General features: G+C 45.4%; 5 protein-coding genes. 1 reads left to right on the top strand and 4 read right to left on the bottom strand.

The window, feature by feature from the left end; genetic code table 11:
- On the top strand, positions 1-792 hold a 792-nt coding region (locus tag B2899_RS13660), incomplete at its 5' end, for an aminopeptidase (RefSeq protein WP_286886544.1).
- 92 nt (positions 793-884) lie between these two features.
- Here B2899_RS13660 and B2899_RS13665 read toward each other — a convergent pair.
- The 4 genes from B2899_RS13665 to B2899_RS13680 all read right to left on the bottom strand — a co-directional run.
- Positions 885-1,751: a LysR family transcriptional regulator gene (locus B2899_RS13665; RefSeq protein ID WP_286886546.1), complete on the bottom strand. Its 867-nt coding sequence runs from the start codon at positions 1,749-1,751 to the stop codon at positions 885-887.
- A 343-nt stretch (positions 1,752-2,094) separates the two neighbouring features.
- Positions 2,095-2,766 (bottom strand): PspA/IM30 family protein, encoded by a 672-nt coding sequence (locus B2899_RS13670; RefSeq protein ID WP_286886547.1) that lies wholly within the window; start codon positions 2,764-2,766, stop codon positions 2,095-2,097.
- A gap of 1 nt (position 2,767) precedes the next feature.
- Complete coding sequence (locus B2899_RS13675; RefSeq protein ID WP_286886550.1) at positions 2,768-3,184, bottom strand: hypothetical protein; 417 nt, start codon at positions 3,182-3,184, stop codon at positions 2,768-2,770.
- 113 nt (positions 3,185-3,297) lie between these two features.
- Positions 3,298-3,507 (bottom strand): sensor histidine kinase (locus B2899_RS13680; RefSeq protein WP_286886552.1); only part of this gene is annotated, 210 nt, incomplete at its 5' end.

Genomic DNA, 3,507 nt, shown 5'->3' on the forward strand with positions numbered 1-3,507 from the left:
GCGGCGATGAAGGCAGCCGATGTCGTGCTGCAGCCGATTACGTATGCGATTACGCATACGAATGCAACGAAAGAAGCGCTGCAGGCGGGAGCGCGCGTGCTGGTCATGCGGGGCGTTACAAAGGAGCTCATGCTGTACGGCGCGGTTGGCGCGGATTATCAAAAAATTGATGCCTTATCGGAAGTGGTGAGACAGAAAATGACGAAAGGAAAAAACGTGCGTATTGTCTCCCCGTCGGGAACGAATCTTACATTGAGCGTAGAAGGGAGAACCGGACTGATGTTAACCGGTCTTGTGAAAGGGCCGGGCACGTTCGCGGCTATGCCTGACGGAGAAGCTGCGATTGCACCGCTCGAAGGGACGGCGGAAGGTACGCTGGTTATCGACCATACAATGGACGGTATTGGCATATTGGATGCGCCAATCCGTATGGAAGTTCATAAGGGTCGGATCATCAGCATCGAAGGCGGTAAATCGGCGGATAAGCTGCAGAAAATGATAGAGGAGGCGGATGAAGGAGCACGCAATATTGCCGAGTTTGCTATCGGCACCAATCCGAACGCGCGGCTGATCGGCAATATGGCAGAAGATAAGAAAGCATGGGGCACGGTGCACATCGCGGTCGGAGACAGCCATGTTATCGGCGGAACGGTAGAAAGTTCCATTCACCTGGATGGATTACTTCTGTCTCCCACCGTGTGGATCGATGAGGAATGTGTGATTGACGAAGGAAAGTTATTGATTGACGAAGGGGTGTCCGCTGTAGAGGCTGGAGCGTCCAGTCAGAGTTAGTTAGATTTCAGAGCGGATATGTAACTAACAGATAATAAATATAATAGAGCCGGATGTCTATCTGTTATAGGAAATCCGGCTCTATTATTTTGCTAGTGCGTACACAAAATATTTTTATAGATGGGATGATTTTCCTTATAGATAAACGAGTAATGAATCTCCTCCGGCACAATCTCGCCTTTGACGGGAAGAGCAACCAGAGATCCGTTTTTGATGTCGCCCGCTAACAACAGAGGCGGAAGGAAGGCAATCCCGTAATTTTGCTTCAGCAGGTTTGCGATAATGCCCAACTGGTTTGAGAATAGCTTTTTTTTGAACGGATAATTGGCCAATATGTTCTTTTCCAAGTATTTTATATAAGGCTCGTAACATATTAAGCTCTCGGTTTGGATGGATGTAAAGTCTTCGATGTGTGAATGACTGGCGAGTGGATGGTCCGGTGAGAGTACAAGTTGAAATTCTTCGGAACCAAGAATATGGCTTGTAAAGGTTTCTTCCGTACAAGTTCCGATGCTAAATGCCAGATCAATGGTGTTATCGATTAAACAGTGGTTGAGATTCGAGGTTTTGATAAATGACAGTTCGATGTTTATTTCACTATCGAGGGTGTAGAGCTTCTTGATTTTGTCTACGATAAACGGATGGGTAAAAGGAATGGAACTGCCGATTTTGACAAGATTTTTCTGACTGCAAGCCACGATCTGCTTTTTGGCTGTATCCAGGGAGTTCAGCACCTGTTTGACATACGGAAGAAATACGTCTCCGGCGCTCGTTAACTGCACATTTCGCTTCCCTGCTTTTCCCCTTACAAATAACGGTTGGCCTAATTCATCTTCTAAATGCTGAATCCTGTTTGTGACCGTAGGTTGGGGCACATATAGGTGCTTTGCTGCTTCGGTGAAATTTCCATACGTATAGACAGCCAGAAAAGTTTCCAGATAGACGAGATTGATGGCCAACAACCCCTTTCTAATCAAACTATTTAAAATATTCAGTTTAATTTAATGAAGATACGTTGCTATTATAACATATATTGCAAAATAGTAAATATCGTTTTATATTAGTGAAAAATAGGCTAAATTTCTCACCGTCCTCTCCGCTATCTCAGTCCACTCGGCCCCCGCAGAAGAACCTGCCGATTGGATTAAAAATAGGTGCGGAAGGTTCGAATGAAATTAGTTTTGATACGCTAGTAAGAATACAGTCGAATCGAACTTGTGCTTTTGAGCCGTAGCTACGTGGATGACAAAAAACAAGAAAAAAGAGACATAGAGGGATACCTCTGTCTCTTATGAAGCATTGTTATGCTGTTTCCTTCCGGGTTTTCTTTAGTTTCTCTAATTCCTTCTGTACTTCTTCTTCAAGAGCAGCGTCCCTCATATAGGAAGAAATGATTTGCGAATCCTGGAGTAGTCTACTGTTTGCCTCGACCTCAGCCTCCGTCATCAAAATTCGTTCTTCTGCACGAGCCACCCCTTTCGTTATGGTTTCTGTACGCAAGAAAACGGATGTATTGTGCATCTGCTTCATCGATTGAGCTACGTTGAGCCTGGAGAGTAAAAGGAGCCTTTTGTGCTGCAATTCATTATATGTCTTCTTGAGTTGATTCAGCTTTTCGCATAGCGCGCCTGTCTGGTTTTTAATCGTTTCATACTGTTCTTTATACAGTGTTACTTTTTTCTCCAGGCTCAGTTTTTCCTGCAAGGCCAGCTTTGCGATGGCTTCTTCCTCCTGATCCACAGCCAGTTTCGCCTGGCGCGTCCTTTTGGCTATCATTTTCTCTGTGTTTAGTATAAGTGCCAACTGTTTCTTTTCGAGGAAAATTTGGTTTGAAAGAGCCTGCTGTCCTTTGGCAATTCCCGCCTCCATCTCCCGCACATAGTGGTTCAGCATGGTAATCGGGTCTTCTATCTGATCGAGCAGCCCGTTTATTTCAGCCGTGGTAATGTCCTTGATACGTTTAAAAATTCCCATGTTATTGTTCCTCCTTATGATTTGTTTGGTTTGCTTGCTTTTTTTCCCACTCATCTAAGAGATCTAGCTGATGGGGATTGGTGGTATAGCTGTAAAAAGAAACCGGCGCTTCTATGATTGCATGATTGAAATGGCGTGTGCCTCTTTTTTTCAGCAGCCATCCGATTATGACAGCGATGAGCGCCAACCAGAAAACAAGGGATAAAGCAGTGCCAATGAAATAGAACATGCCCGCCGGGTGGTGTTCAGACATAAAATGGGGACGTCCATGCCCATAACCGGGATGGAATGATGGAGGACCATGATGCGCTGCATGCATGTCCGGTCCCCCCGGCATTCCCATAACCCATTGGATAGCAAGCAGAATAAAGAGGGCTGCCAGCATCCATAGTACGACTTTCCATGCTTTTGTTTTCATTATCTTTCCTCCTTTGGCTTGTCCTTTCGACAGATTTGATTATAGGAGGGAATGGTGAAAGAATGGTGAAAACCAAGGAGGCAGCGAAAAAAGAAAAAGCGCAACGGATAGCGTTACGCTTTTTGGCGCACAATCGGCATCATAACGGTAAAAGTGCTCCCTTTTTCCGGTATGCTGGAAACTTGAATCGTTCCATGATGGGCTTCTGCGATCCACTTGGCAATCGACAGACCAAGACCGGTTCCTCCCATTTGCCTGGATCTGTTTTTATCTACTCTGTAGAACCGATCAAAAATGCGGCCTTGTTCCTCAGGCGGAATGCC

The sequence above is a fragment of the Aneurinibacillus sp. UBA3580 genome, from assembly GCF_002375825.1.
GTDB classification, from domain to species: domain Bacteria; phylum Bacillota; class Bacilli; order Aneurinibacillales; family Aneurinibacillaceae; genus Aneurinibacillus; species Aneurinibacillus danicus.

What these genes read in the sequence shown, in the direction of transcription:
- B2899_RS13670 (WP_286886547.1), bottom strand. Translation starts at nt 2,766, where the DNA reads ATGGGAATTTTTAAACGTATCAAGGACATTACCACGGCTGAAATAAAC.
- B2899_RS13675 (WP_286886550.1), bottom strand. Translation starts at nt 3,184, where the DNA reads ATGAAAACAAAAGCATGGAAAGTCGTACTATGGATGCTGGCAGCCCTC.